Source organism: Exiguobacterium sp. HVEsp1 (assembly GCF_002009685.1).
Lineage (GTDB): Bacteria > Bacillota > Bacilli > Exiguobacteriales > Exiguobacteriaceae > Exiguobacterium > Exiguobacterium profundum.
Genome location: NZ_KV917367.1, coordinates 2356641 through 2380900, shown reverse-complemented (window position 1 = coordinate 2380900; position 24260 = coordinate 2356641). Strand labels below are relative to the sequence as shown.

30 protein-coding genes, 1 pseudogene and 1 other annotated feature are annotated in these 24260 nt (G+C 52.1%); of the genes and pseudogenes, 18 read left to right on the top strand and 13 right to left on the bottom strand.

Annotation, left to right across the window (positions count from 1 at the left end; all coding sequences use genetic code 11):
• Window positions 1-20: 20 nt before the first annotated feature.
• From BV910_RS12125 to BV910_RS12115, 3 genes are all read left to right on the top strand, one after another.
• A complete protein-coding gene (locus BV910_RS12125; RefSeq protein ID WP_078147523.1) occupies window positions 21-431 on the top strand; it encodes a WapI family immunity protein in 411 nt (136 codons plus the stop codon).
• Between the two features lie 124 nt (window positions 432-555).
• On the top strand, window positions 556-1257 hold the full coding sequence (locus tag BV910_RS12120; RefSeq protein ID WP_078147522.1) for an ABC transporter ATP-binding protein: 702 nt from the start codon (window positions 556-558) through the stop codon (window positions 1255-1257).
• Window positions 1257-2018 (top strand): ABC transporter permease, encoded by a 762-nt coding sequence (locus BV910_RS12115; RefSeq protein ID WP_078147521.1) that lies wholly within the window; start codon window positions 1257-1259, stop codon window positions 2016-2018. The genes BV910_RS12120 and BV910_RS12115 overlap by 1 nt, the downstream gene beginning before the upstream one ends.
• A 73-nt stretch (window positions 2019-2091) precedes the next feature.
• On the opposite strand, the gene BV910_RS12110 is transcribed toward BV910_RS12115, so the two are convergent.
• The 7 genes and pseudogenes from BV910_RS12110 to BV910_RS12080 form a co-directional block, all read right to left on the bottom strand.
• Entirely contained in the window at window positions 2092-2547 is a 456-nt protein-coding gene (locus tag BV910_RS12110; protein WP_078147520.1) for a hypothetical protein, read from the bottom strand.
• 105 nt (window positions 2548-2652) lie between these two features.
• A complete protein-coding gene (locus BV910_RS12105; RefSeq protein ID WP_078147519.1) occupies window positions 2653-3117 on the bottom strand; it encodes a hypothetical protein in 465 nt (154 codons plus the stop codon).
• Window positions 3118-3235: 118 nt separating this feature from the next.
• Window positions 3236-3373, bottom strand: a pseudogene (locus BV910_RS12100) (short chain dehydrogenase); the annotation flags it as partial.
• Between the two features lie 6 nt (window positions 3374-3379).
• Window positions 3380-3739 (bottom strand): nuclear transport factor 2 family protein, encoded by a 360-nt coding sequence (locus BV910_RS12095; protein WP_078147518.1) that lies wholly within the window; start codon window positions 3737-3739, stop codon window positions 3380-3382.
• Window positions 3736-4068 carry a DMT family transporter gene (locus BV910_RS12090; protein WP_078147517.1) on the bottom strand — a complete coding sequence of 111 codons (333 nt, stop codon included), beginning with the start codon at window positions 4066-4068 and terminating at the stop codon, window positions 3736-3738. Before BV910_RS12090 ends, BV910_RS12095 begins: the two co-directional genes overlap by 4 nt.
• A gap of 11 nt (window positions 4069-4079) precedes the next feature.
• Window positions 4080-4388 (bottom strand): DMT family transporter, encoded by a 309-nt coding sequence (locus BV910_RS12085; protein WP_078147516.1) that lies wholly within the window; start codon window positions 4386-4388, stop codon window positions 4080-4082.
• A gap of 1 nt (window position 4389) precedes the next feature.
• On the bottom strand, window positions 4390-4917 hold the full coding sequence (locus BV910_RS12080; protein ID WP_074035977.1) for a TetR/AcrR family transcriptional regulator: 528 nt from the start codon (window positions 4915-4917) through the stop codon (window positions 4390-4392).
• Between the two features lie 116 nt (window positions 4918-5033).
• Here BV910_RS12080 and BV910_RS12075 point away from each other — a divergent pair, with 116 nt between their 5' ends.
• From BV910_RS12075 to BV910_RS12030, 10 genes are all read left to right on the top strand, one after another.
• On the top strand, window positions 5034-5600 hold the full coding sequence (locus BV910_RS12075) for a zinc dependent phospholipase C family protein (protein WP_078147515.1): 567 nt from the start codon (window positions 5034-5036) through the stop codon (window positions 5598-5600).
• On the top strand, window positions 5597-5884 hold the full coding sequence (locus tag BV910_RS12070) for a hypothetical protein (protein ID WP_078147514.1): 288 nt from the start codon (window positions 5597-5599) through the stop codon (window positions 5882-5884). Before BV910_RS12075 ends, BV910_RS12070 begins: the two co-directional genes overlap by 4 nt.
• Window positions 5885-5889: 5 nt before the next feature.
• Complete coding sequence (locus BV910_RS12065; RefSeq protein ID WP_078147513.1) at window positions 5890-6183, top strand: hypothetical protein; 294 nt, start codon at window positions 5890-5892, stop codon at window positions 6181-6183.
• A gap of 101 nt (window positions 6184-6284) precedes the next feature.
• Window positions 6285-6512: a hypothetical protein gene (locus tag BV910_RS12060; protein ID WP_143404789.1), complete on the top strand. Its 228-nt coding sequence runs from the start codon at window positions 6285-6287 to the stop codon at window positions 6510-6512.
• Between the two features lie 232 nt (window positions 6513-6744).
• The gene (locus BV910_RS12055) at window positions 6745-7755 is read left to right on the top strand and encodes a siderophore ABC transporter substrate-binding protein (protein ID WP_031422513.1); all 1011 of its coding nucleotides are present in this window, start codon (window positions 6745-6747) and stop codon (window positions 7753-7755) included.
• A 9-nt stretch (window positions 7756-7764) separates the two neighbouring features.
• Window positions 7765-8769 (top strand): ABC transporter permease, encoded by a 1005-nt coding sequence (locus tag BV910_RS12050; RefSeq protein WP_078147511.1) that lies wholly within the window; start codon window positions 7765-7767, stop codon window positions 8767-8769.
• Complete coding sequence (locus BV910_RS12045; protein ID WP_078147510.1) at window positions 8766-9824, top strand: iron chelate uptake ABC transporter family permease subunit; 1059 nt, start codon at window positions 8766-8768, stop codon at window positions 9822-9824. The genes BV910_RS12050 and BV910_RS12045 overlap by 4 nt, the downstream gene beginning before the upstream one ends.
• Window positions 9821-10573 carry an iron ABC transporter ATP-binding protein gene (locus BV910_RS12040; RefSeq protein ID WP_031422518.1) on the top strand — a complete coding sequence of 251 codons (753 nt, stop codon included), beginning with the start codon at window positions 9821-9823 and terminating at the stop codon, window positions 10571-10573. The genes BV910_RS12045 and BV910_RS12040 overlap by 4 nt, the downstream gene beginning before the upstream one ends.
• Window positions 10574-10590: 17 nt before the next feature.
• Window positions 10591-11286, top strand: a complete 696-nt coding sequence (locus BV910_RS12035) for a ferredoxin--NADP reductase (protein WP_078147509.1) — start codon at window positions 10591-10593, stop codon at window positions 11284-11286.
• A gap of 57 nt (window positions 11287-11343) precedes the next feature.
• Window positions 11344-11649: a hypothetical protein gene (locus BV910_RS12030; RefSeq protein ID WP_078147948.1), complete on the top strand. Its 306-nt coding sequence runs from the start codon at window positions 11344-11346 to the stop codon at window positions 11647-11649.
• A 151-nt stretch (window positions 11650-11800) separates the two neighbouring features.
• On the opposite strand, the gene BV910_RS12025 is transcribed toward BV910_RS12030, so the two are convergent.
• The gene (locus BV910_RS12025) at window positions 11801-12373 is read right to left on the bottom strand and encodes an anthranilate synthase component II (protein ID WP_078147508.1); all 573 of its coding nucleotides are present in this window, start codon (window positions 12371-12373) and stop codon (window positions 11801-11803) included.
• On the bottom strand, window positions 12370-13701 hold the full coding sequence (trpE, locus tag BV910_RS12020) for an anthranilate synthase component I (RefSeq protein WP_078147507.1): 1332 nt from the start codon (window positions 13699-13701) through the stop codon (window positions 12370-12372). The genes BV910_RS12025 and trpE overlap by 4 nt, the downstream gene beginning before the upstream one ends.
• A 44-nt stretch (window positions 13702-13745) precedes the next feature.
• Here trpE and BV910_RS12015 point away from each other — a divergent pair, with 44 nt between their 5' ends.
• The gene (locus BV910_RS12015; protein ID WP_078147506.1) at window positions 13746-14324 is read left to right on the top strand and encodes a DUF3885 domain-containing protein; all 579 of its coding nucleotides are present in this window, start codon (window positions 13746-13748) and stop codon (window positions 14322-14324) included.
• Window positions 14321-14552: a binding site (T-box leader), on the bottom strand. Its footprint overlaps the gene before it by 4 nt.
• 49 nt (window positions 14553-14601) lie before the next feature.
• On the opposite strand, the gene BV910_RS12010 is transcribed toward BV910_RS12015, so the two are convergent.
• Genes BV910_RS12010 through BV910_RS12000 form a run of 3 tightly spaced genes read right to left on the bottom strand, consistent with a single transcriptional unit; the run spans window position 14602 to window position 17432 of the window.
• Window positions 14602-14868 (bottom strand): hypothetical protein, encoded by a 267-nt coding sequence (locus tag BV910_RS12010; protein WP_078147505.1) that lies wholly within the window; start codon window positions 14866-14868, stop codon window positions 14602-14604.
• Between the two features lie 35 nt (window positions 14869-14903).
• Window positions 14904-15188, bottom strand: a complete 285-nt coding sequence (locus BV910_RS12005) for a hypothetical protein (protein WP_078147504.1) — start codon at window positions 15186-15188, stop codon at window positions 14904-14906.
• A gap of 12 nt (window positions 15189-15200) precedes the next feature.
• Window positions 15201-17432 (bottom strand): C40 family peptidase, encoded by a 2232-nt coding sequence (locus tag BV910_RS12000; RefSeq protein WP_240499851.1) that lies wholly within the window; start codon window positions 17430-17432, stop codon window positions 15201-15203.
• 163 nt (window positions 17433-17595) lie between these two features.
• Here BV910_RS12000 and BV910_RS11995 point away from each other — a divergent pair, with 163 nt between their 5' ends.
• The 4 genes from BV910_RS11995 to BV910_RS11980 all read left to right on the top strand — a co-directional run bounded on the left by BV910_RS11995 (window position 17596) and on the right by BV910_RS11980 (window position 22747).
• Window positions 17596-17970, top strand: a complete 375-nt coding sequence (locus BV910_RS11995; protein WP_235189270.1) for a nuclear transport factor 2 family protein — start codon at window positions 17596-17598, stop codon at window positions 17968-17970.
• 172 nt (window positions 17971-18142) lie between these two features.
• Window positions 18143-19453 (top strand): Ig-like domain-containing protein, encoded by a 1311-nt coding sequence (locus BV910_RS11990; RefSeq protein WP_078147502.1) that lies wholly within the window; start codon window positions 18143-18145, stop codon window positions 19451-19453.
• Between the two features lie 51 nt (window positions 19454-19504).
• Complete coding sequence (locus BV910_RS11985) at window positions 19505-19951, top strand: hypothetical protein (RefSeq protein ID WP_078147501.1); 447 nt, start codon at window positions 19505-19507, stop codon at window positions 19949-19951.
• A gap of 108 nt (window positions 19952-20059) precedes the next feature.
• Window positions 20060-22747, top strand: a complete 2688-nt coding sequence (locus BV910_RS11980) for a S8 family peptidase (RefSeq protein WP_078147500.1) — start codon at window positions 20060-20062, stop codon at window positions 22745-22747.
• Between the two features lie 111 nt (window positions 22748-22858).
• On the opposite strand, the gene BV910_RS11975 is transcribed toward BV910_RS11980, so the two are convergent.
• Window positions 22859-23986: an SH3 domain-containing protein gene (locus BV910_RS11975; RefSeq protein ID WP_078147499.1), complete on the bottom strand. Its 1128-nt coding sequence runs from the start codon at window positions 23984-23986 to the stop codon at window positions 22859-22861.
• Between the last annotated feature and the right edge of the window lie 274 nt (window positions 23987-24260).

Below are 24260 nucleotides of genomic sequence, written 5' to 3'. Positions count from 1 at the left end.
TTGCAAAGAAGGTGTAAGGAATGGCGATTGTAGAGCGTGCTGGATTGTTTTTTGAACTCTTTCCTCGAAAATATGAAGAAAAGGAAGACGATCCATTTATTTTTTCAACGTTAGCGTTATCGGTCGAATCGAGAGGGAGTTTTCATTTTTATGGTGCTTTACTCATGAAATCGGAGTATGAATATCTGATTTCACAAATTGCGCTCATGTTAGACGGAGAACTGAACAAATTCATTCTCAATCCTGTGGAACCGATTTTTAGAATGACAATTGAATGTGAAGAGGTGATTCTTTATAGGTTCATGCTCCGTTTCCAGACAGGTAAACCACGTGAATTGATCTTTTATATGAATGATTTTGAAATGAATAGATTCAAAGAGGAATTGAAAGAAGAAATGACTCAAATCCTTCCTCCACCATTTATGCCTTAGAAATGTACATACCGAAACAGTAAACTGCTAATGATTGATTTTCTTGGACAGCCGATTCCGGACTGCATTCTTGACCACCTTATCCTCTCTTTTTTGTACACTAGAACCAGGAGGCGAGAGAAGCATGTCAATCATTGAATTCAAAGATGTGAGTCATCAAGACATCCTGCACCATGTGTCCGGGACGTTTCGGGAAGGACGAATCACGACGTTCGTCGGACCGAGCGGTGCCGGCAAGACGACGTGTCTGAAGCATATCAACGGATTGCTGTCACCAGATACGGGCACGATTCTTTTTAAAGGGGAAGACATCGCGGAGATGGACATCCTCGAACTACGAAAGAAAATCGGGATGGCGTTCCAAAGCGCGCCGATGATTCAAGGGACGGTGTACGACAACTTGAATCTCCCGAAAGCCATCTTCGACGAGACACTTGACCGCGATCGGGCTGCCGAATTGCTCCATCGCGTCGACTTAAGTGAGGCGCTCCTCGACCAACCCATCAAATCACTGTCGGGTGGGGAGCGGAGTCGGGTCGCCATCGCCCGGACGCTCGTCAATAAACCGGACGTGCTTTTACTTGATGAGATCACGGCGAGCCTCGATTACCGGACAGTGAAAGAAATCGAGCGACTCATTCGAAAACTGCAACAATCATACGGTGTGACCGTCATTTGGATCACCCATGACCTCGACCAGGCACGGCGGGTGAGTGACGACATGTGGTTCTTGAAGGACGGGGAACTACTTGCATTTGGGGACGCATCGTTCATCGATGAGTCGGACAATCCCGTCATCCAACGATTCGTCAGGGGGGAAGATTGATGTCATATATTGAACTCGCGACGGCGCTCATCTTCGTTGTCATCCCGCTTGCCTTGACACTCGTCCTACGACTTGGACTCGAGCGTGATATTATCATCGCGACCGTCCGCTCCATCATTCAACTGTTGATCATCGGCTATATCTTGACGTTCGTCTTTGAGAGCGACAGTCCGATCTTCATGCTGTTGATGATTTTACTTATGATTGTCGCCGCGACACAAAACATCCGACGGAAAGGGGACGGCATTCCGGGCATCATGTGGATCATCGTCTTGACGCTCGTGACGATTGAAGCGCTGACGATGGGACTCATGCTCGGGCTCGGTATCATCCCATTCGAGCCGGAAAAAGTCATTCCGATCAGCGGGATGGTCATCGGGAACAGCATGGTGTTGTCGCTTCTGTTCTTGAATAAGTTCAAAGACGAGGTCGAGCGGAGTGACGATGTCATCGAACTCATTCTCTCGCTCGGCGGAACGCCGAAAGTGGCCATCGACCGCAGCTTGAAGAATGCGATTCGGACGAGTATGATCCCGACCGTCGAGGCCCAAAAGACGATGGGACTCGTCCAGCTACCGGGAATGATGAGCGGACTCATCATCGGAGGAGCCGACCCGATGGAAGCGGTCTTGTATCAACTCTTGATCCTGTTCTTGATTTTGACGACTGCCTCGATCTCGGCGACGCTCGTCGGCTATCTGGCGTACCCACGTTTGTTCAACGAGAAGATGCAGTATATCGGACTGACCTATCGGAAATAGAAATACGAGAGATATAGAAATGGCTGGATGAAGGTTTATTTTCTTCATCCAGCCATTTCTTATGTATTAAAAGTTAGTAAGACAAGTGAGAACCGAATAAGACTTTCGGCAAAACAAAATATCTTGTTTGAGGAGATAAGTGGATTACATCTTGATAAGTGCCACTAGAGTCTTTCCAAGATACTTGAACGACATATTCATCCTGTTTATCAGAAAATGTTTTGGTTGTAGATAGATACTCAATTTCTTGGTTCTTCGTTACGGTTTCATTGACATCTAAATCGTGAATGAGTTTACCATTTTTACTCAAAGCAATTGTTTGGACCTCAACTCGGTGGTCCTCTTCAGAATAGATTCTTCCGCTCCAATACCCTTTTGGAGAAGTCACTTCACTGTTGAAGTCCGCTTCCCATTTACCATCCGTGGATTGTCCGAACCATTTTGGAGGCTGATTGATTGAATATGTTATCCAAAGTACAAGAAAAGCGAAGGGGACAGTAATGTATATGACTTTTTTGTTTTTCCACATGACCTTATCCTCAATTCTTTTTTAATACATTGTATATGAATCATTTGAAAAATGATTGCAATATACAAGATATGATTAAAATGGTCTAATACCTTTTGAATCTCATTACTCAATACCGAACAGGCGAGTCACTTGCTCCCATTCGGACGGGTAGGCGTTACTGCCATGATGCTCGTGAATGAGTGTCCCGTTCGAGTATACGCTGAGGCTCCACTGTGTGCCATCTAGTGTATGTACCCCTTCCAGTTCTTCGAAAACGGTCGGCCACCAATTCGTGCCAAGCAGATGAAACGCCACACGCATCTGTTTGGCTTCCTCTCCCTCATAGTATTCGAATTCAAAGGGTTCGGTGATCGATCGGTCGGACCGCTCGATGTGACGAAGGACGGTGCCTCGCTCAAAAAAGGTGATCGTACTCACATCATACGTGCCGAACCCACCGACGCGGAAGATGACCTCGACCATCGATTCCTGAGGACGACCAATCGCCTGAAGGACGCGCTTTTGGAGTGGGTGTTCGACGAAAGAAGGAGGGATATGATAAAGGGCGCGAAACGTTTTGTCTTTCATGAAACTTCAACCTTTCTCGGGCATAAGATGCCCCGAGTATAGCGGAATCTTCCGGACGAGGGAGATAAAATAAAGTGCAAGGTACGAAAAAAGCACCTCCTGAAGAGATGCTTCAAGGTTAATACACTTCGTACGTCTTTCCGGTCTGCGCGCCTTCGACACTCTTCACATAGGCGAGGGCGACCCGTTCACCTGGTACCGCCGCATAACCACAGAAATACGGTCCGTACGCATCGAGTGCTTCGACGAGGATGTTCAGCAATCAAGTTGCCTCTGGTGGAACGACCGTGCCTTGATGGAACCGCATCTTCCAACGTCCGTCCACGAATACCCATATCGAGCTGCGGCGTGTTTCGCGATTCAATACCGGTTGAACGAGACGGTACGTCACCAAGACGTGACTTTCCGTCAACGGATGCAGCGTGAATACGGATAACTCGGCCTCGATCGGGTCGAGCTGGAGTGTCATTTGATCCCAGTCTTGATACAGCAACCGTCCCGAGCTACCGATTTCAAAGAAGTCGTCGGCCAACAGTTCACGCAATCGCTCCGTCGACTGCCTGACTTCCGTCGTCAATAACGCTTCTTCTAGTGTTTGAAGATGATTTGCCAACTCGTTCATGTCACGATTTCCTCTCTTCGTTGATTCATCACGATGACGCCGAGGACGATCAACAACAGACCGATTCCGTTCAATGCCGAGAGAACTTCCCCGTACACGAACACCCCGATGAGTCCCGTCGCCACGGTCCCGAGTCCGGCCCAGATGCTATAGGCGATACTGAGAGGGATTGTCTTCAACACGATGCCCATGAGGGTGAACGAGGCGGCGAAACTGACCAATAGAATGGCGCTCGGCACGAGATTCGTGAATCCGTCCGACAGTTTCAACATCGATGTCCCGAGTACCTCAAATCCGATAGAAAAGAACAGTAAAAGATAGGCTTTCATTCCGATTCACCTCACACTTTCATCAAGACGAGCCCGATGATGACGAGCCCAATCCCTGCAATTTTTTGACGACTGATCTGTTCCTGGAAGACGACGAACCCGATCACTGCCGTGAGTGCCGTCCCAACCCCGCTCCAAAACGCATACGCGAAGCTGAGCGGGATGGTGAAGAGGGCAAGTGATAAGAGATAAAACGCCGTCCCATAACCGAAGGCGACCCCGAGAATCGGGAGTCGACTCGTCGAGGTGGCGTTCACTTTCAACATGCTCGACCCGAACAGTTCCGAGGCGATGGCCCCAATCAAATAGATGAATCCCATATTACAATCCTCCTTGAAGCAACTCGTCACATGCTTCCCGAATGAGTGTCGCCGCACGGTCCTTGAATGATTCGCTATACCCATACAAGACAGCGAACCAAAAGCCGTCACAGAGAAGGCGAAGTTTCAAAATCGCATCCTGGTCCGGTCCGTCGACAGCGAATCGCTCGTCCCAACCGGTCGACACGTCACTCCAGATTGACTCGCTCGTCGCATCTTCTTGTGAGGAGATGAAGACGGCGACGAGGTCCATATCTCCGTGATCGACATCATCCAATGTCGCCAGTGCATAGGCACGGGTAAACGAATATGGACCGTCCGATAGATGGGCGGTGATTCGTTTCTCGAACGTCTCGATGGCGAATTCGTTCATCTGTCGCAATAAGTTGGCCTTATTGTCGAAATGATAGAGGACCCCGGCTTTCGTGATTCCTGCTTTCGTTGCCAATCGTTCGAGCGACAACTGGCTGATCCCGTCCTCTCGAATCATCTGGGCGGCTGTCTGTAGCAACAATTGTTTTTTACTCATCCCATCACACCTCTCTTTACTTTACTTACCGTTCAGTAAAGTTAGTCTATCAAAATTTGCAAGGGGTTGTCGAGATAGAACGTTGATGGAATAATCAGGGAAAAGGGGGACGTGACATGGGTTCACATTTGATGCATCTCGTCATCGCGAACGAGATGTTACCAGCGTTATCGGAGATGGATGAGGTCGCATTTTTGCTCGGAAGTCTCGCACCGGATGCGACGACAGAAAAAGAGGCATCCCATTATTACTCAGGACGCCATGATGATTTATCTCGTCGCTTGGATCTGTCCCAATATTGGATTGACAGCAAGGAGGAAGACTTCTCGTATCGACTCGGCTATTACGCGCACCTCGTCGCGGATGAGATCTGGTTGCAAGGGTTCTATAAAGGTTGGTTGAAAGAGCTCATCACCCAGGACCCGTCAAAACAGGCGGCTTATTATGCGGACTTTGATGCGTATAATGCTCGCCTGTCGAAACGACTAGGGGATTTCAATTTTGAACGTTTGAAAGGAAATCCGAAGCTCGTTGAACTAATCGAGAAAGTCGAGCGGGACGCGACGATGACAGAAGAGGGGACGTACACGATGTTCCTCCCGCATCAATTGGATGGCTACGTGGATACGTGTGTCCGCCGCTGTCTTGAGATGGTCAAACGGAAGCGGGCGATGCTCGTATGAACAAGCGATACGCACCACTATACGCAACGCTCGGACTCTTTATCGTGACGGTGATCACCTTCCTCACCTTGAACGGTCGAGTGTTTCCGAACCTCGATTTGATGACGGTCATCTGGGTATATCTCGCGATTGACATCGCCTTGTTCGCCACGTTGATTTGGGGACTGTTCACGAAGGATCGAATCATTAAAATCTACACGCTACTTACGACAATCGGGTTGATGATTCCGTTGTCGATTTGGATTTTCCTGTTGCTGTTGGCGAACGGGATCTCGGAGGCATGAGTCAGATGGACGAACCTAAAACAACCCCATTTTTGATGCGTCGCGCGCCGTTTTTCTTTTTGTATGCCCTTTGCGGCCCGCTCGCGCTTCTCATCTTGATCATTTACTGGCGAGACACGCCGACTGATGATCGAGGACCGTATTTGTTTTTCTCGGTCGTGTTTTCGTTGTTCTTCATCAGGAAATTCATACCGAACGGGTTATTGAGCATCGTGATTTTCTCAGCGACGTATACGTTCGTCTTATTCGTAACGTACATCATTCTCAATCGAAAACGAAATCGTGATGACAATGAGTAATTCTGAAAGTGGATTTGCTACATTCTTGCGACAATCGGATTGATGATCCCATTGTCGATTTGGACTTTCTTGTTGTTGTTGGCGAACGGGATCTCGGAGGCATGAGTGAAATGACTGAGAACGAGAAAAAATTACCTTTTGTGGCTCAAGTAGTCCCATTCTTGATTGGTTGTCTGATTTTTGGACCAATTGGATTGGTTATCCTATTGTTTATTTGGAGACGCTTGGAACGAGATGAACGAATCATCTATTTGATCGTATCAATCTTTTTCACGTTACTTGAAGCTCTCGATTATTTTACGGATGGCATCATCTATTACTTCGTTTGAGAAAGTGGACCTCCCACTTTCTTTTTTTGTGCGTGCATCTATAGAAAGAAAAATTTTCCTATCCGAATCTTGTCAAATTGGCATTGCGTATCCACATTTTGTTTGTTATGCTACTTGATGAAAACGACAATGATAATCATTATCACTGATAATGAGAACGTGAGAATAGACATACATAACCAACGTGGCTCGTTTTTGGTGCGAGAATCATTGAAATTGACATACAGAGGAGATGGATGAAGTGGGGAAATTCAAGATTTCACTCATGTTGACGTTGCTCGTCTTCGTACTCGCCGCATGTGGCGGAACGAGTGAGACGAAGAAAGAAGAAAACGTCGACGGCGCAACAAAGACAGAGACGGTCGAAATTACAGACGCACACGGCACAATCGAGGTACCGGTCAACCCGGAGAAGGTCGTCGCCCTAGATAACCGGACGTTCGAAACATTGGCAGCATGGGACATCGACTTGGTGGCGGCACCGATCGGACTCCTTCCAGCAGAGTCGCCATATGCATCAGACAAAGACATCGCGGACGTCGGCATGCACTTCGAGCCGAACTTAGAGGCGATTGCAGGAGTTGACCCGGACGTCGTCATCGTCGGTCAACGTTTCGCAGATTACTACGAGGACATTAAAAAGTTGGTACCAGAAGCAGCGGTCATCGATTTGAACATCGAGATCCCAGAAGACTCAGGTACACCGGGTGAGATTTTAGTCAAAGGATTGACAGACACGACGCTCACACTCGGAAAAATCTTTGACAAAAACACAGAAGCCGAAGCCATCGTCGCGGATCTCGACAAGTCGATTGAAGACGCGAAAGCGGCATACAACGGAAAAGATACAATCATGTCGGTCATCGTATCGGGTGGAGACATCGGGTTCTCAGCTCCGGTAACGGGACGCGTGTTCGGACCGATGTACGACATCTTCGGATGGGTCCCAGCCCTTGAAGTCGAGAAGAAGACAGGTGACCACGAAGGTGACGAAGTATCCGTCGAAGCCATCGCAGAAAGCAACCCAGACTGGTTGTTCGTTCTCGACCGTGACGCACCACTCGGTGACGCAGAAGGCGCAGTACCAGCAGAAGACGTGATCGACAACGCACCGGCGCTTCAAAAGACGACGGCTGTGTCGAAAGAGCAAATCGTCTATGCACCGAAAGACACGTACTTGAACGAATCGATTCAAACGTACGCGGAATTCTTCAACAGTGTCACGGAAGCGCTTGCGAAGTAAGGTTCCGTTATGCAAAAACCATTGACAGCCAGGGTTGAGACGATGTCTCAGCCCTCCTTTTCTAGATTGTGGACGAAGTCGTTCGTGTTCACCGTGATCATCGTCCTCGGTTTGGCGGTGCTGTCGCTCTTTACCGGGGTGTACGATTTGTCACGAACAGACGGCTTCGATATGTTTTGGATCACCCGAGTCCCACGGACGGTCGCCCTCATGCTGACGGGTGCGGCGATGGCGATGGCGGGGCTCGTCATGCAGCTCATCACGCAAAACCGACTCGTCGAACCGACGACGACGGGGACGCTCGAATGGGCGGGACTCGGACTGCTCACCGTTTACTTACTCGTACCAGCACCGAGCCTCATGATGCGGATGACCGGGGCGATCGTCTTCTCGTTCATCGGGACGATGGTCTTCTTCTGGTTCTTACGTTCGGTGAAACTTCGTTCATCGCTCATCGTACCGATCATCGGGCTCATGTTAGGGGCGGTCATCTCCGCTATCTCGACGTTCCTCGGTCTGTTCTTCCGAGCCAGTCAGGCGATCGAGGGCTGGTTCGTCGGTTCGTTCGCCTCGGTGCAAATCGGGCGCTACGAGTATCTATGGGTCATCATCGTCGTGACGGTACTCATCTTCTTACTGGCGAATCGCTTGACGCTCGCGGGGTTAGGGGAAGACATCGCGACGAGTCTCGGCGTGAACTATAACCAGCTCATGATGATGGCGACGGGGCTCATCGCCTTATCGGTCGGTGTCGTGGCGACGGTCATCGGGAATTTACCGTTCCTTGGACTCATCGTCCCGAACCTCGTCTCGATGTTCCGCGGGGATGATTTGCGCAGCAACCTGCCATGGGTCTGTCTTGTCGGGATGGGTGCGATTCTCGTCAGTGACTTGATTTCACGGACGATCATCATGCCGTTCGAGCTCCCGGTCTCCCTGATTCTCGGGACGGTCGGTGCAGTCGTCTTCATCATGATCTTGATACGACAACGGAAGAAGGGAGGGGTTCGATGAGTACGGTCATGGAACGAGACGGTGTCGACGTATCAATCGGGGAATTGAGAGAAGAACGTCACGCCTCGGCATTTCAATCGAAACGGGCAAGCAAACGCTATTGGCTCTTCTTAAGTGCCTTCATTCTCGGCGGACTGTTGTGTGCGCTCGGGCTTCTCCTTTATAACAATCCGGTCCCGATGGACTCTCCGTCATTCGTGCCGGTCGTGGAACGGCGAATCGTCGCCATCGTCACGATGTTGATTGCGGCACTCTGTCAAAGTCTTGCGACGGTCGCATTCCACTCCGTGACGAACAACCGTATCATCACGCCATCGCTCCTTGGATTCGACGCGCTCTATTCGACGATTCAGACGAGCATGGTCTTCTTCTTCGGGGCAGGGGCGTTGATCGGCTTCTCGGGGACAAGCGCCTTCTTGACACAGGTCGGCCTCATGGTGACGATGAGTCTTCTCCTTTACGGTTGGCTCTTGTCAGGGAAATACGCTAACCTGCAGCTCATGCTGCTCATCGGGATCATCATCGGGACGGGTCTGAACTCGGTGTCATCGTTCATGCGCCGAATGCTCGCCCCGTCCGAGTTCGATATCCTGCAGGCGCGACTGTTCGGTTCGGTGACGAATGCCGACGTGGCCTACTTTCCGATCGTCATCCCCATCGTCATCATCGCCGGGACACTCTTGTTCCTGTTCTCGAATCGCTTGAATATCGTCGCACTCGGCAAGGACGTCGCGACGACGTTCGGGGTGAATCATCGGAGGAGCGTCATCTACACGCTCGTCCTGATCTCACTCCTCATGTCCGTCTCGACGGCGCTCATCGGACCGCTCACGTTCTTCGGATTCTTAGTCGCGACGCTCAGCTATCAGGTCGCCTCGACGTACGACCATAAGTACGTCTTTCCGATGGCGTTCGCCCTAGGGTTCTTCGTCCTGACGAGCGCATATTTCTTTATGTATCACATATTCCAGACGCCAAGTGTCGTCTCCGTCATCATCGAACTGTTCGGCGGACTCATCTTCTTGGCCGTCATTCTAAGGAAGAGGTCGCTATGATTCAAATCGAACAAGTCAAAAAATCGTATACAGACGATGTCCACATCGGACCGCTCACGCTCGACATCCCGAAAGCCGGGTTCACTTCACTCATTGGGCCGAACGGGGCAGGCAAATCGACGACGCTCATGATGATCGGACGGTTGCTCAACCTAGACGAGGGACAGATCCAAGTCGCCGGCATGGACGTGTCGAGCACGAAATCGAAAGACTTGGCGAAAATCATCACCATCCTGCGTCAAGAGAATCACTTCGTGACACGGCTCACGGTCCGACAACTCGCCGGATTCGGGCGTTTCCCTTACTCGAAAGGGCGCCTCACAAAAGAGGACGAGGCCATCATCTCGAAATATATCGACTTCCTCGACTTGACCGCGCTTGAGAACCGCTATCTCGACGAGCTCTCAGGAGGGCAAAGGCAGCGTGCCTACGTGGCGATGGTGCTCTGTCAGGAGACGGAATACGTCCTCCTCGATGAACCGCTCAACAACTTAGACATCGCCCGTTCGGTACAGATGATGGAGTATTTACGCCACGTCGCCGACGAGTTCGGACGGACAATCGTCACGGTGCTCCACGATATCAACTTCGCGGCGAAATACTCGGACCGCATCTGTGCGATGAAAGACGGACAGATCGCTGCGTTTGGAACGGTCGATGAGATCATGGACGCGAAGATCTTATCCGAAATTTTTGAGACGAAACTGGAAATCATCGAAGGGCCGTATGGGCCGATTGCGGTGTATTAACGAAAAGGAGAATTCACATGAAAATTGACTGGACACCGATTACTAAAGTCGTAGCCGAGGCACCGGATACATACACGTTCCATCTCGCCTTGCCACCTGAGTTCACGTGGCAAGAAGGGGCGCATACGCATCTCGCGCTCGAAGGGTTCAACGCCGGGGACAAGCCGGACCGAAGTCTCGTCCGCCATATGTCAATATCGACATTGCCGCACGAAGGGGCAATCGGCATCACAACCCGCATCAAGTCCGAATGCTCGACGTTCAAATCGATCCTGCGCGACATGGTACCGGGGGACAAGGTCGCCTTGTTCAAGACACATTCGAACGTCCCGCTCGAACGGAGCGGGAAGAACGTCTATCTCTTATCGGCAGGGGTCGGACTCGCAACATTCCGTCCCGTCGTCCTCGAGTACTTGGCGAACGGGGAAGGTGTCCCGCATCTCCATTCGTTGAACGTCAATTCGTCGAAGGCGTATCTGTTCGGTGACGTCTTTGAATCGAACGAAAGCTTCACATCAGAGTTCGTGCCGAGTCGGAAAGACTATTACGAACGCGTGGAGAGGATGGCATCCGACAAGGACGCCTTGTTCTACATCGTCGGTAGTGACGAGCTGTTGCGTGAAACGATCCAGGTGCTCCGGACGAACGGGGTGGCCTGTGACAACATCAAGATCGACAAGCATGATTTTCAGCGGGAAGACTTTTTAGGTTGATGGAATAAAAGCATGTGTCTCAATCAGGGATAAGGGATGAATCTTGAGGTGAAACAAATGAATTATATCTGTCCTGTGTGTGGTCATGATGGTTTAGAAGAACCGGCTTACAATGAGTACAACCTTCCTTCATTTGAAATTTGTTCTTGTTGCCGTTTTCAATTTGGTGATGACGACGATGTGGAAATGACTGAAGGAATCTTCTTATCGAGAGAAGAAGCTATGACTGTTTACAGAGAAAAGTGGATTCGGAATGGAGCGGAAATCTTTCAACCAGATGAGTATCCTCAAGAGTTTCAAGTGAACGGGCGAGTGATAATAGCTCATTTGATTCAGCAATTAAAGAAAACTAGGCTACTGTAGGAGCTTATTCATATTGAACTGCACCTCGCATTGGAAGGTGCAGTCTTTTGAGTTTACAGACTGACAAAAGTTAAAAGTCACTCTCTCCTTTGTCAATGTCAGATAAATCAAGTCCATCTGAATGAAATGAACATGCTTCATCTTGGTAGAATTAAATCAGTTGTGTGGTGGAAGAGGGAGTGCACAACTTGACGAAGCGCTCGAAGATGCCACGTCCGTCCGGGGTCCCGATTGACTCGGGATGGAACTGGACGCCGTATGTCGGATGCGTCGGGTGCTCGAGTGCCATGATGACACCGTCTGTCGTCTCCGCCGTGACAATCAGGTCCGTCTTTTGCACGACGAGCGAGTGATAGCGCATGACGTCCATCGACAATCCTTCGAAAAGGACGCTTGGCACCGTATTGATCCGTGAGACTTTCCCATGCATCACCTCGTTCGCCCGACCGACGACCCCGCCGAACGCCTCGGCGATAACCTGATGGCCGAGACAGACCCCGAGAATCGGGATGTAACCGGACAATTGTCGCACGACCGCGAGCGAGACACCGGCGTCTTGTGGACCACCGGGACCAGGAGAAAGGATGATGCCACTCGGGTTCATACGACGGATTTCTTCTATCGTATGTTCATCGTTCCGGATAACGCAGACGTCACTGAAGCGGGCGACGTCCTGATAGACGTTATATGTGAACGAATCGTAGTTATCGATGAGGAGAATCATGCGAACACCTCCAAAAGGGATTTGGCTTTGTGCAGCGTTTCTTCATATTCCGACACCGGGTCTGAGTCATAGACGATGCCGGCGCCGGCTTGGACATGGGCCGTGTCACCTTGGACGACCATCGTCCGGATGGCGAGGGCGAAGTCGAATCCGCCCCGAACGTCGAGATAGCCGACCGCCCCGGCATAGACTTCCCGTTTCACCGTCTCGAGCTTATCGATCAACTGCATCGCCCGAATCTTTGGAGCTCCGGACACGGTACCGGCCGGAAGACAGGCACGGAGCGCATCGATTGGGGTCACATCGTCACGTAAATCCCCTTCGACTTCGGAGACGAGATGCATCACGTTTTTGAACCGTTCGAGCTCGATGTGTTTCGGGATGGTGACCGTGCCGACTTTGGCGACCCGCCCGATATCGTTCCGTCCGAGGTCGAGGAGCATCCGATGCTCGGCGAGTTCCTTCTCGTCTTGAAGGAGTGATTCTGCGTGACGCATGTCTTCCTCGACGGTCTTTCCACGAGGGCGTGTCCCGGCGATCGGGTTCGTCGTCACTTTGCCGTTCTCGACCCGGACGAGACTTTCAGGAGAAGCACCGAGGACGATCGCTTCCCCGAGGTCGATGTAGAACAAGTACGGACTCGGATTTTGTTTCCGCAACGTCCGGTAAAAGTGGAACGGGTCCCCGGTGAACGTCGCGTCGATTCGTTGCGACAAGACGAGTTGGAACACCTCGCCCGCAAGGATGGCCTCTTTCGCCTGAAGCACACGGTCAATAAATTCATCTTTCGGTGTCAAGATGCGCTCGCTCGTCCGGACGACCGGTTCGAGGGCGTGCGTCTCCGGTGTCTCGAGCTGTTCCCGGATGGACTCGAGTCGCGTGGTCGCATCCGTCTCACTCGTATCGATCAGGATGACCTGTTCCTCGAGGTGGTCGTATAAGACGACCGTCTCATAGCGCTGGAAGAGGGCGTCCGGCAAATCACGCGTCACGGTCGGCGTGTTCGGGATTGGTTCATATACGCGAAGCAAGTCGTAGCCGATATAGCCGACGGCACCGCCGATGAATGGGTAGGGGGCAGTGAAGTCGTCACGGGTGATGCGTTTTGACAGGGCATGGAGCGGGTCGTCCGCATAGAACGTCCCCGTTGCATCTGTCACGTCGTTCCCATCGACTCGGATCGTCTCGACCGGGTTCGCCGCGATGATGGAGTAGCGACCGTGCTTGCCCTCCGCGCGACTCTCGAGTAATACCTTTCGCTCACCTTGTAGTCGGTGGAAGATTGCCACCGGTGTGAGTTCGTCACCATTGATCGTCCGTTGTTGCATTGAAAAAACCTCCTTATAATGGATAGTAGAAAGGGGATATGCCGATGTCAGTCTTACGACCTGACCAATTTTCAGGTGAAGCGTTGATCGAGCACATCGAACTCGAGGACACGCTGTCACCTTACCTTGGTATCAAATCCGATGAATTAAATCTTGAATATTTTGAGGCTGTCGTTCGTCATGCCCAGCAATTGTTTGATGCGTTGTTCGAAGAGGGCGACCCCATCCGGATCGTTTGGCATGTATATGGACAGCCCGTCAAACCGACCCGTCTGTTCCGTTACATCCGGGACAAATCGGTGCGCTTCAAGACGACCGCCACATCGTGCATGTTCGATGACGAACTGTTATGGATGTTCACGGTGCCGGTAGCGGACAAGTCCGCAATCCGTGTGCGACCACTTCTCGAGGCGATTTGTTATCAAGATTTTTATACAAAATCGAAGCCTCGTTTGAACGGAGAGTTCACAACGTATCCGCTCGTTCAGTTCATCCACGAACGAGAGGGTCACGTCTTGTTCGTATACGATGACCGCGGTGCGTATATCCGTGGTACGTCACCAGCCCACCTCCAATCGCTCAAACAAAAAATCTCCCCGTCCCGCATGCCCAATCGGACATGAAGGACGAGGAGATTCCCCGTGTTGCCACCTTCGTTGAAAGACGCCTTGTCTTCCCACTCATCGCGAACCATCATTCGCTGTCCCCGATAACGGGAGGACCCGTCAGAGCCTACATGTCGGTCTGAACGCTCAAAAGCCCATTCACGCAAGGTACGCCACCGGTTCGCATCGACCACCGGCTTTCTGGAGACGTCCCTTCGCGCTACTCTTCTTTCTCATCGCGAGTTCGTATGAATGTTATCGTTACTTTAACGGGATGAAGATGCGTTGTCAAGGATCATTTGATCGAAGCATGCTCCACCTGACGTTTTCCGATGAACGTGAACGTGATCCCCAATGCCAAAAGGGGAAGGAGCCACCACTTTGTATAGAAGAAGAGGGTGCCCCGATACATGAACCACTCCATGCCCAAGTAGGCAATCAGGGTGACCAAGGGAGCGATAGACAAACGCTTTAGGCGCAGTGCGATGGCGACCCCTACTCCGATCGTCAACGTTGGGACGATCACGAGTTGCCAAAGATACGGGTCAATATAGTGAAACATGGAGAGTCCTCCTTATAACGAGTAATCACGACACATCAGGCAGATTTTTTTGTTTTCAACAATCCGACGAAGATGAACGAGAACAAGAGCGAAATCAGCGGGAAGATGACATTCCACGAACTGAGATGGCTGACATCAAACGGACTGTGGTCATAATAGACGGCAAAGTACGTCAATTCGATGATGGCGTTCAACAAGAACGTCACCACAGGGCCGATCCAAATTCGTTTCATGATCATGGCGACCACGACACCGCCGCCGATGGTGAGAAACGGGACGATGACGAGTTGCCATAAGAACGGGTCGATATATTGAAACATTTAGCATCCTCCTTATAGCGATTTGTACCCTAAGAAGTACGGGCGCCACATCGGGTCATGGATCGAGTTGATTTGAAGCATCTCGCCCCCGGCATGGATGAAGAACTCGTCATCGAGCATGATGCCGATGTGCGATGGACCGGATTTATACGTGCCGGCGAAGAAGACGATGTCCCCGCGACGGCCACTCGTGATCCCTGTCCGCTTGTTTTTGAAGTGTCCGCTATACCAATAGCCCGACACGTTCGTACGACCGCCGATCTTCCCGGCTTGGTTCGTCGCGTAGTGGATGAGACCGGAACAGTCAAATCCGCCATTCAGCGGTGACTGCGAGCCCCATGTGTACGGCGTTCCGAGATGTTTCACGGCGGCATTGATCAGACGCTCTTTTTGCGAGTTGTCCCGTTTCTTCAGCAAGGCATCCTGCTTGATGCGGATGTCCTTCGTCTTGACGTAGACGGGGCGCCAGTCGTACTGGATGAGATACGAGTCGCCACTCTTCCCACGTGGGTAGATGCGACGACCGGCATCGAGATAGCCGATCGGACGAGTGTCGTTCGGATTGGCGTAGAACGGCGTCTTCTTCGTCGTCCCGTAGTGGGCGGCCGTATAGACGCTCGCCGGTTGGATCGCCTTCGGTTTCGTCTCGGCGATATATGGGTTCAACACGTAGACGCGTTTCCCGGACGGAAGACGGACGTGCCAGAAGTCGGCATCGATCGAGCGGAGCCCGACAAGTTTCGTCCCGCGTGGTAATGTGCCGGCCGGACGACCGTATGCGACATCAGACGAGAAGTACGGTGTCCCGTTGAACTGTGTATAGAAGACCGTTCCTGCCTTCGGTTTCGCAGTCGGTTTCGAGACGGCGAGGTAGCCCGTCGCGACATAGCGATACGTCCCGTTCAGACGGATGCGCGTGTAGTATCCACTCGTCCCGAACGTTTCGACGACTTGCCCACGTTTCAAGGAACCGACTTGTTTCGCGACAGACGTTGAGGCATACACTTCGACCTCGTTATAACGAGAGTAGCGCATGCCCGTCGATTCGAAGCGAGGCGGTTTTTTCGTGCTCGTCACGCTCGTCGGGATGAAGTAGTAGTTCCCTTGTGTGAAGATGCGGGTATAGTTGCCCTTCGTCCCGTAGATGGTGACGAGTTGTCCGCGCTTCAGGCTGAGGGACGTCTTCGACGACAGGACCGTCCGTGCGTAGACCGGCGTGTCTTTCGTGATGTACCGTTGTCCCGTCTTGAGCGGTGCCGGTTTCGTCGTGCCGAGCGATTTCGTCTCGACGAACAGGAACTGGCCGCGCGTATAGATGCGTGTGAAATCGCCGTCCGTCCCGTAAATGGTGACGAGCTGACTTCGTTTCAGCGACCCGACGACTTGTTTCTTGTCCGTGTCCTGATAGATGTTGATCGCGGCGAGCGCATAACGGCTGCCCGTCTTCGTGTAGCGTGGCATCTTGTCTGCGAGCACGTCGCGTTTCATATAGACGTAGGCGCCGTCCTTGAAGAGGCGGGCAGTGTCTCCGATGGTGCCATAGACGCTCGTCTGTTCACCGCGGACGAGGGAGCCGATGATCTTGCCGGACGCATCGGTGTAAGGAGAAGTCGTCAAGACGAACTGGGTGCCCGTCTTGATCGGACGAGTGCTCGTCGCATCAAGGGCGACATAGCCGAAGCCGTCCGCCGTCTCGATGCGAAGCATCGAACCGACGACAATACCGTCGAGCGTCTGCCCGGCTTCGAGTTCGGCGATTGTGTCCCCGTCTGGTGCGGACAAGACGACCGCACCTGCTTTCGCGTAGCGGGTCACCGCTTCCGGCATCGTCTCACCGAGGGCGTCACGGGCGACATACGTCCCGTCGGTCGTGAGAAGACGATCGCCCTCGAGGTCGAAGACGTCGACGGCTGTCCCGATGGCGAGTGTCGCGACTACATTACCGGCAGCGTCGAGCGCATCCGTTTCTGTCTGGGTGTAACGTGTGACGGCATAGCGGACGTCGTCGTTTCGAACGAATCCGTTCTGTGTATCGACCGTGACGGACGTATGCGTCTCGGTCACGTTCTGGATGTCGACACGCTTTGGCTCATTCGTGACGAGCAGGATGCTGGATTCCTCCGGGTCGGCATAGAGCGTCGTGCCGGCAGGGAGCATGGCGTCGGACCCGACCGCCTGTGCGGTGAGAGTCCAATAGAAAGTGAAGAGAACAAACAAACTGAAGATTCGTTTCAAGCGTTCCACCTCGATTCATGAAATTTACATTTTTTAGTATATACATAGTGGAGATGAAAAAGGTTGCTTATTTCGATAAAAGGGAAATGATTGAAGGAATCTGTGATCAGCATTCCACTCGTTCGTTTTCGACCATCTGTGCTATGATAAACGGGGAAAGGAAGGGACAACGATGGAGACACTCAACATGAAACAACTTTCTGACGACCGGTCGGCCCATCAGGTGGCCGGCGATCTCGACGCGATGCGGGCGCTCATGCACGACTCGTTCCGATATGTCGATTCGAGCGGGCGTCAGTTCGATAAAGAGACGTTCTTAGACCAGTACGTCGACCCGACAGCGATTCAATGGATCGCACAGGACACGGTCACGTTCGATGAGACGGTACGCGGCGACCTCGCCGTCGTCCAACTTTTGCTCGAGGAGAAGTTCATTCTCGGCACGAACGCCTACGAAGGTCGCTTCTGGATGCTTCATCTTTATGTGAAAGAAGATGGCGTCTGGTTATGGCAAGGCGGACAAGCGACGATGATCAACGAAGGATAATAAGCGTTCAGACACTCCGAATCGATGGAGTGTCTTTTTTATAAAATGAAGGAAATGTGAATTTGAAAAATATATGACTATTTTAGAAAATTTATGTACCCTTTTGAAAAAGGACAGATTATAATAATTTTGTAAACGATTGTCATTATTCTTGAGGGGGACCCCACTTATTATGAAACAACCGAAATATGCAGCACTTTTCCTAGCTACCACACTCGCATTCGGAGGTATCGCGCCTTCGACAATCGTCAACGCAGAGACGACGGAAGACGTGACTGCTCCTGACGCACCTGTATTATCGGCACCACTCCACACGTCGACAACACTCACGATCACTGGTGAAGTGGCTGCGAAAGCGGAGATTATGATCAACGGCAAGACGTACGTCCGTACCATCTTAGAAGGTGGCGAGGCCGTCTTCAAGATGTCACCACAATCGGTCGGCAAAGTCATCGATGTCCGTCTCGTCGACGCAAGCGGCAACATCAGTGAGACGACACGCGCCATCGTCGCAGAAGACCTGGAAGCACGTCCGGACGCACCGGTCATCAAACCGTTGACGGAGACGTCACGTGAAGTGCGCGTCGTCGGGGAGCCGGGACAATATGTCGAGCTCTCGATCGGAAGTAGCACGTATAAAGGGAAGTTCGATGCGAACGGTCTCTACCGTCGTGGCATCGCACCGCAACCGGCCTACTCATGGCTTTCGGCGAAGACGATCACGACGAAAGGTGCGACGAGCGACGTCTCGAAACGCAGTGTCTACAAAGACCGCATCGCACCAAAGCCGGCGACATTGACTCAATCGGTGACGGCGGCATCATACGGCGTCTTTGGAAAAGCCGAACCGTATGCGACGGCCATCGTCAAGATCGGTACGAAGTCATATACGGCACCGGTCATGTCGACAGGGAAGTTCATCGTGAAGATCCCGCGTCAAACGATGGGACAGAAGATGTCACTCGTCATCCGTGACGGCGCTGGAAACGTCAGTAAGCCAAAGGCGATCACAGTACAGCACGCGCTCTACAACAACTTCCACCGTGTCTACATGGATGGTATGAAGGTGACGGTTCATAAAGAAGTCTTCTATGCAGATGCGACGACGAAGTACGCGGACACGTTCGTGCCACTCTTCGTCGGACATCCGTCGAAGTCGGGCCTCGGGTTCCTCCTCAGTAGCTACACAGAGGATGGCTCGGTCGCTGGATTTGAGAAGTTGACGCTCCGTGTCGGTCGCGCGACCTACTCGCATAACATTAACGATTACGAAGTCTACTATGAAGAGTATGAGGACGGCTCGGTCGAAGAGTCATACTTGTTCGAACCAGATGCGAAACTCATCAGCTTCGTCGACAAGTACGTCCGTCCGGAAAACCGGATCACGGTCATGGTCCAAGGAACGGACTACGACCTCGAGTTCAACTTATCGGGTGCGGAGAAACGCGCATTCATCCAATCCCTCCAATACGCAGGATACTAATTCCTTAGGACCGGTGGAGACACCGGTCTTTTTGGTGAACGGAGTTGCAACATGAAAGACAAGCGAGATCTCATCTATTCGCTCAAACCACTGCCGGTGACCCCAATCTCCTCGAACCAATTCCTATGGTGGATGAAAGCATTTCTTCTATTACTAATCCTCGGTTGGTGCATGACGATGCTGAACGTTGTGAGTGAGAACTCGACGGAGCGTTATATGAAAAACGAATACGGTGTCGAGGAAATCTATTTCATGGAGGAAGAGCGCTTCTATTATGTGATCGATCGCCAGTTCAAGTTCGAGCGGTTCTCGAGCGCGACCGAAGACCACGGGTACTTACGGATCGAGCAGATTGACTACACGGACCGATACGGCAACAAAGTCGACTTTCGCTTCGTCAAAGTCGCCGGAATCTTTTTCGACCGGACCGACCATGAAGCCAATTATCGCGTGCTCGAACGAAAGAAATTGAGCAACGAGCAATCATTCGACGAGTGAGTCGACATCTTGTCGAAATATTTTTGTTACATTTTTGAAACATAAACCGATAATTATCGTAGAACGATGTGGGGCACATGCTCCAGAACAAACGAAAGAGGGGAAAACATGAAAGCAGGATTCAAGCAGTTCGTGGCGATGGTGACGGTTCTCGTCCTCGTCCTTTCGTTCCTGCCGCCAGCACTCGCTGACAGCGGAAACGGGATGACCGATGCCACATTACTCACTCCGGGGGAAGCGGTCGAATTCACGACCGGCACGGACCCGGTCAACACGTATTGGTTCAAGATGGAACGAGTGACGTCCGCGATGACACATATGGAAGTCACGTTCGAATCTTCGAAGCTCGCGAACATCAGCGTCTACCCGAGCGCCGACATGGCGGCGAAGGATGAGACGTTCGACCGTTACCGCGCGAGCGCGACGAAGGAAGAGGAAGAACAGACGGCCAAGATCGACTTCCCGTTCGCATGGGAAGGTCCATATTACATCAAGGTCGAGTATATGCCGATGGATCTCGGAGAAGAAATTCCAGGCGAAGAGATTCCAGGGGATGTGCTCCCGGTCGACGGGGAAGAGCCGACAGACCCAGGCATGCCGGATCTCGCGTCAGACATCAAGCTCGTCGTCAACCCGGTCAAACTCCCGGTCAAATACGAGCAGGTCGGCGGCGACATGTGTGCCGTCGAATCGATCGTCCAACCGGCACCGGAACGTGACTCGATGCTCAAGCTCATCCGTCGCGTCCAAAGTGAAGTACTCGGCACGTCACAGGAAGGTCGCGACTTGTCGGCCCTTTACTACCGTGCCTCACCGTATATCGTCAAGGCGATCACGTTTGACGGCGAGAAGCGCAAAGCTGCCCTCACCGACTTGAAGACGCTCCGTCCGTTGTTGACGGCACTCGTCGACAAGAAGGCGTATACGCTCAAAACCCAGGACGCGGCGGCGATCAACCGTCTCCACGCCTTGGTCGACGCAAGTGTACCGGCTGCGCTACAAGGTGAAATCGGCGAAATCGCGACAGCGCTCGAGATGGATTCGCTCGCCGGGACTCCGGTGACGGACCTCTTCGGCAAAATCGGGATGACGATTCAAACGGACGGCAGTGACGCACCGCGTTACATCGTCAAATACAAATCGTCACCAAGCACATCGATCGGCAAGATGAACGCGATGAGCGACGTCTCGGCCGAGCGCATCGCCATCGGGAAACCGTCTGATTACTTCGCGCTCGTCGATGTGGAAGAAGCATCGACGAAGATGCAGGCACAGGCGAAATCGACGCTCGAGTCGGACCGTAACGTCGAGTATATCGAGCCGGTCCAGACGTATCAGTCGTTCGCGACCGATGTCAGCCTCGACTACCAATGGGCGATTAACCAGAAATCGGTCCTCGAGCCGTTCGCGAATGCAGGGATCGGCCTCGACAAATATGAGGCGTTGAACTTGCCGAAACGCTCGATCAAAGTGGCCGTCCTCGATACAGGGGTCGACCATCGTCTCCTTGACCTAAAAGGCAAGGTCGATGTCGCCAACGCGAAGAACTTCGTCGACCCGAACGGGGAAGGCGACGCGATTGATGACCACGGTCACGGGACACATGTCGCCGGCGTCATCGGTGCGACACGTGACAACGGCGTCTCGATGCGCGGGATCGTCCCGAACGTCTCGATTCTGCCGGTGAAAGTGCTCGATGCGGGCGGTTCTGGGGACACGGACCAAATCGCACTCGGGATCAAGTATGCGGTCGACGCAGGGGCGAAAGTCATCAACATGAGCCTTGGCGGCAACGAGAGCCGTACGCTCGGTTACATGTTGAAGTATGCGTATGACCGTGGCGTCGTCATCGTGGCGGCGACAGGGAACGATGCGCAGTCACGCGTGTCGTACCCGGCATCATCGAAATACACGATCTCGGTCGGCGCGACGAACGCCTTCGGGATCGTCTCGGATTACTCGAACTACGGCATCGGAGTCGACGTCGTCGCACCGGGCTCGAAAGTGGCGAGTCTCGTACCAGACGGGAACGTCGTCTATATGGACGGGACGAGCATGGCGACCCCACACGTCGCTGCAGCCGTCGCGCTCATCAAGTCGTATCACCCAGATCTTTCGGTCGAAGACGTACGGACGCTCTTGCAGCGGACGGCGGACCCGATCGCCTTCTCAGGTGGGGATGCACCATACGACCCACGCATGAGTGACGGGTTCGAGTATGTGTTAGAAGAATTGGGCATGACGCTCCCGGCGTATTACAACCCGGTGAGCGGATTCGGGAAGGCGAACGTCTACCGCGCCGAATCGATGCTCAAATTGAACGCCTCTGGCGCGAAAGCACAGGACAACTCGTCGACGTTCAAGGCGAAAGTCACGTCGGGGACGACGGTCCGCGTGTATAAAGGAGAGAAGTTGATCGGACGGGGCACGTCGAAACAGACAATGGCGGCCTTCTCGATTCAACCACAAAAAGCCGGCGCGGTCCTTCGCGTCGTCTATACGAACGGGAAGTATGAGACGAGCGAACGTGTCGTTGTGAAAGCCGGCGCACGTCCAGGCCAACCGACGGTGAACACACTCCGTTCTGGCGCGAAGTCGGTCACGGGTCGCGGCGAAGCAGGGATGCGTGTCGTCGTCCGCAACAGCAAGTATCAACTGTTGGGACGCGGAACGGTCCTCCCGAACGGCACGTTTTCTGTGAAGACACGTGCGCTCAAGAAAGGCGAGACGATCAACGTCCACATCGAGGACTTGAAAGGTCGCGCAGGCAAGATGAGCAAGACGACGGTTCGATAAGGGAATTCAATAGAAGAGACGGGTATACCGAGTGATCGGGATACCCGTTTTTTGATGGGATGGGAAGAGGACAAAACTAAAAGAAGGGGTCGAAACCCCTTCTCTACAAGATTAGTATGAAATCCGAGTGCCTTTTTGCGTGTAAGAGAGGTATACGTTGGTAGCGTTAAGTTGGTCTACATCACTTTTCGTAAAAGCCTTAGAATTTGAACCCATCCAACCTTCATCTACTTTAAACAACAACATAGCATGGGTTACCCCGTCACCCACAACAACGTTATCAATCCCCGCCAAATCGTATATTAGTGACTTGACTTGCTCTAGCGAATCGCAGTCGTTTTTGCCTCTGAACAACACATCATAAGCAGATTTGAGATTTTTATCTCCAACTACATCATTTGATTGATACTTAGAATGAACGTAATTTAAAAAGTTGTCTGTTCTGTACATCTTCTCATACGTCTTCATTGACATTCTTCCTTCAAAGTAAGGTGCTAAGGCCTTCTCAGCCATTAACAAGTCAGCATTTTCTAGTGAGCGAAAATTTGGGTCATCTCTATCTTCAGTACCCCTCTCTCCATTCAATACCCGATGCATATACGAATCGAACCCAAACTCAGCCGAATCATACTTCGCATCAAACTCCGCCTTCACTCGTTTGTAGACCGCATCGTACTCTGCCTGCGTATCGACCCCATACGTGTGACTACCATAAACCGTCCTAGTGATCCGATTGTTTGAATACGGCGCACGGAGATAAGAGGTAGGCAACCATCCTGTCTTCCCACCGACTCGGACACGGGACCACTTGCCGTACTCCCCGGTCTTGACGACGCGACTCCAGGATCGCACTGTCTTGACCCGTTTCCCTTTCGTCGACCACGTCGAGTACAAATCCGTCGTTCGGTCCACGAGATACTCCGTCGAGATCAATGACGGCGTGAGCGTGGCTGACGGCACCCATCCCGTTCTTCCTTTATACGTGATCTTCGTCCAACTCCCGGACGTCGCGTTTTGATAGACGGTCGTACCGAACGTGAGCGGGAGGACGACCTTCGCCTTCTTCGACCGGGAGGCGTACACTTTCGTATATTCCGTTGTCACCTGTTCAGCCGTTCCGGTCGTCGATGCTGATTTGGCTTGAACAGTTAGATTGGTTACGGGAACGAACTCGATTGGTGAGAGGACGAGGCATCCGATCAGTCCGAACGAGATGGATGCTTTCAGTAGTTGTCGCATAGTGGAATCTCCTTTAAGTATTCATTGATTTCAGTATAGGACAATCCCTTACCAGACATCCGTCACCTTTCAGACGAAAAGGGAATCGGTTTTTCAGTTTCTCATGACAGAATCGGTGAGTAAGGAATCATGCCAGATTGTAAATCAAGGTTAGGCAAATAGTCCTCACGACCATGAATCTTCCGGACCAATCACCGATTCGTGTATAGTTGGAATAAAGGATGATATTTTGGATATGTTTGGTTTTGTGAAAGAGGTCAATGATTTTATGAGT

Excerpts from the sequence above, each read along its gene's own strand:
- BV910_RS12125 (WP_078147523.1), top strand. The coding sequence starts at position 21 with ATGGCGATTGTAGAGCGTGCTGGATTGTTTTTTGAACTCTTTCCTCGA.
- BV910_RS12120 (WP_078147522.1), top strand. The coding sequence starts at position 556 with ATGTCAATCATTGAATTCAAAGATGTGAGTCATCAAGACATCCTGCAC.
- BV910_RS12115 (WP_078147521.1), top strand. The coding sequence starts at position 1,257 with ATGTCATATATTGAACTCGCGACGGCGCTCATCTTCGTTGTCATCCCG.
- BV910_RS12110 (WP_078147520.1), bottom strand. The coding sequence starts at position 2,547 with ATGTGGAAAAACAAAAAAGTCATATACATTACTGTCCCCTTCGCTTTT.
- BV910_RS12105 (WP_078147519.1), bottom strand. The coding sequence starts at position 3,117 with ATGAAAGACAAAACGTTTCGCGCCCTTTATCATATCCCTCCTTCTTTC.
- BV910_RS12095 (WP_078147518.1), bottom strand. The coding sequence starts at position 3,739 with ATGAACGAGTTGGCAAATCATCTTCAAACACTAGAAGAAGCGTTATTG.
- BV910_RS12090 (WP_078147517.1), bottom strand. The coding sequence starts at position 4,068 with ATGAAAGCCTATCTTTTACTGTTCTTTTCTATCGGATTTGAGGTACTC.
- BV910_RS12085 (WP_078147516.1), bottom strand. The coding sequence starts at position 4,388 with ATGGGATTCATCTATTTGATTGGGGCCATCGCCTCGGAACTGTTCGGG.
- BV910_RS12080 (WP_074035977.1), bottom strand. The coding sequence starts at position 4,917 with ATGAGTAAAAAACAATTGTTGCTACAGACAGCCGCCCAGATGATTCGA.
- BV910_RS12075 (WP_078147515.1), top strand. The coding sequence starts at position 5,034 with ATGGGTTCACATTTGATGCATCTCGTCATCGCGAACGAGATGTTACCA.
- BV910_RS12070 (WP_078147514.1), top strand. The coding sequence starts at position 5,597 with ATGAACAAGCGATACGCACCACTATACGCAACGCTCGGACTCTTTATC.
- BV910_RS12065 (WP_078147513.1), top strand. The coding sequence starts at position 5,890 with ATGGACGAACCTAAAACAACCCCATTTTTGATGCGTCGCGCGCCGTTT.
- BV910_RS12060 (WP_143404789.1), top strand. The coding sequence starts at position 6,285 with ATGAGTGAAATGACTGAGAACGAGAAAAAATTACCTTTTGTGGCTCAA.
- BV910_RS12055 (WP_031422513.1), top strand. The coding sequence starts at position 6,745 with ATGGATGAAGTGGGGAAATTCAAGATTTCACTCATGTTGACGTTGCTC.
- BV910_RS12050 (WP_078147511.1), top strand. The coding sequence starts at position 7,765 with ATGCAAAAACCATTGACAGCCAGGGTTGAGACGATGTCTCAGCCCTCC.
- BV910_RS12045 (WP_078147510.1), top strand. The coding sequence starts at position 8,766 with ATGAGTACGGTCATGGAACGAGACGGTGTCGACGTATCAATCGGGGAA.
- BV910_RS12040 (WP_031422518.1), top strand. The coding sequence starts at position 9,821 with ATGATTCAAATCGAACAAGTCAAAAAATCGTATACAGACGATGTCCAC.
- BV910_RS12035 (WP_078147509.1), top strand. The coding sequence starts at position 10,591 with ATGAAAATTGACTGGACACCGATTACTAAAGTCGTAGCCGAGGCACCG.
- BV910_RS12030 (WP_078147948.1), top strand. The coding sequence starts at position 11,344 with ATGAATTATATCTGTCCTGTGTGTGGTCATGATGGTTTAGAAGAACCG.
- BV910_RS12025 (WP_078147508.1), bottom strand. The coding sequence starts at position 12,373 with ATGATTCTCCTCATCGATAACTACGATTCGTTCACATATAACGTCTAT.
- trpE (WP_078147507.1), bottom strand. The coding sequence starts at position 13,701 with ATGCAACAACGGACGATCAATGGTGACGAACTCACACCGGTGGCAATC.
- BV910_RS12015 (WP_078147506.1), top strand. The coding sequence starts at position 13,746 with ATGTCAGTCTTACGACCTGACCAATTTTCAGGTGAAGCGTTGATCGAG.
- BV910_RS12010 (WP_078147505.1), bottom strand. The coding sequence starts at position 14,868 with ATGTTTCACTATATTGACCCGTATCTTTGGCAACTCGTGATCGTCCCA.
- BV910_RS12005 (WP_078147504.1), bottom strand. The coding sequence starts at position 15,188 with ATGTTTCAATATATCGACCCGTTCTTATGGCAACTCGTCATCGTCCCG.
- BV910_RS11995 (WP_235189270.1), top strand. The coding sequence starts at position 17,596 with ATGGAGACACTCAACATGAAACAACTTTCTGACGACCGGTCGGCCCAT.
- BV910_RS11990 (WP_078147502.1), top strand. The coding sequence starts at position 18,143 with ATGAAACAACCGAAATATGCAGCACTTTTCCTAGCTACCACACTCGCA.
- BV910_RS11985 (WP_078147501.1), top strand. The coding sequence starts at position 19,505 with ATGAAAGACAAGCGAGATCTCATCTATTCGCTCAAACCACTGCCGGTG.
- BV910_RS11980 (WP_078147500.1), top strand. The coding sequence starts at position 20,060 with ATGAAAGCAGGATTCAAGCAGTTCGTGGCGATGGTGACGGTTCTCGTC.
- BV910_RS11975 (WP_078147499.1), bottom strand. The coding sequence starts at position 23,986 with ATGCGACAACTACTGAAAGCATCCATCTCGTTCGGACTGATCGGATGC.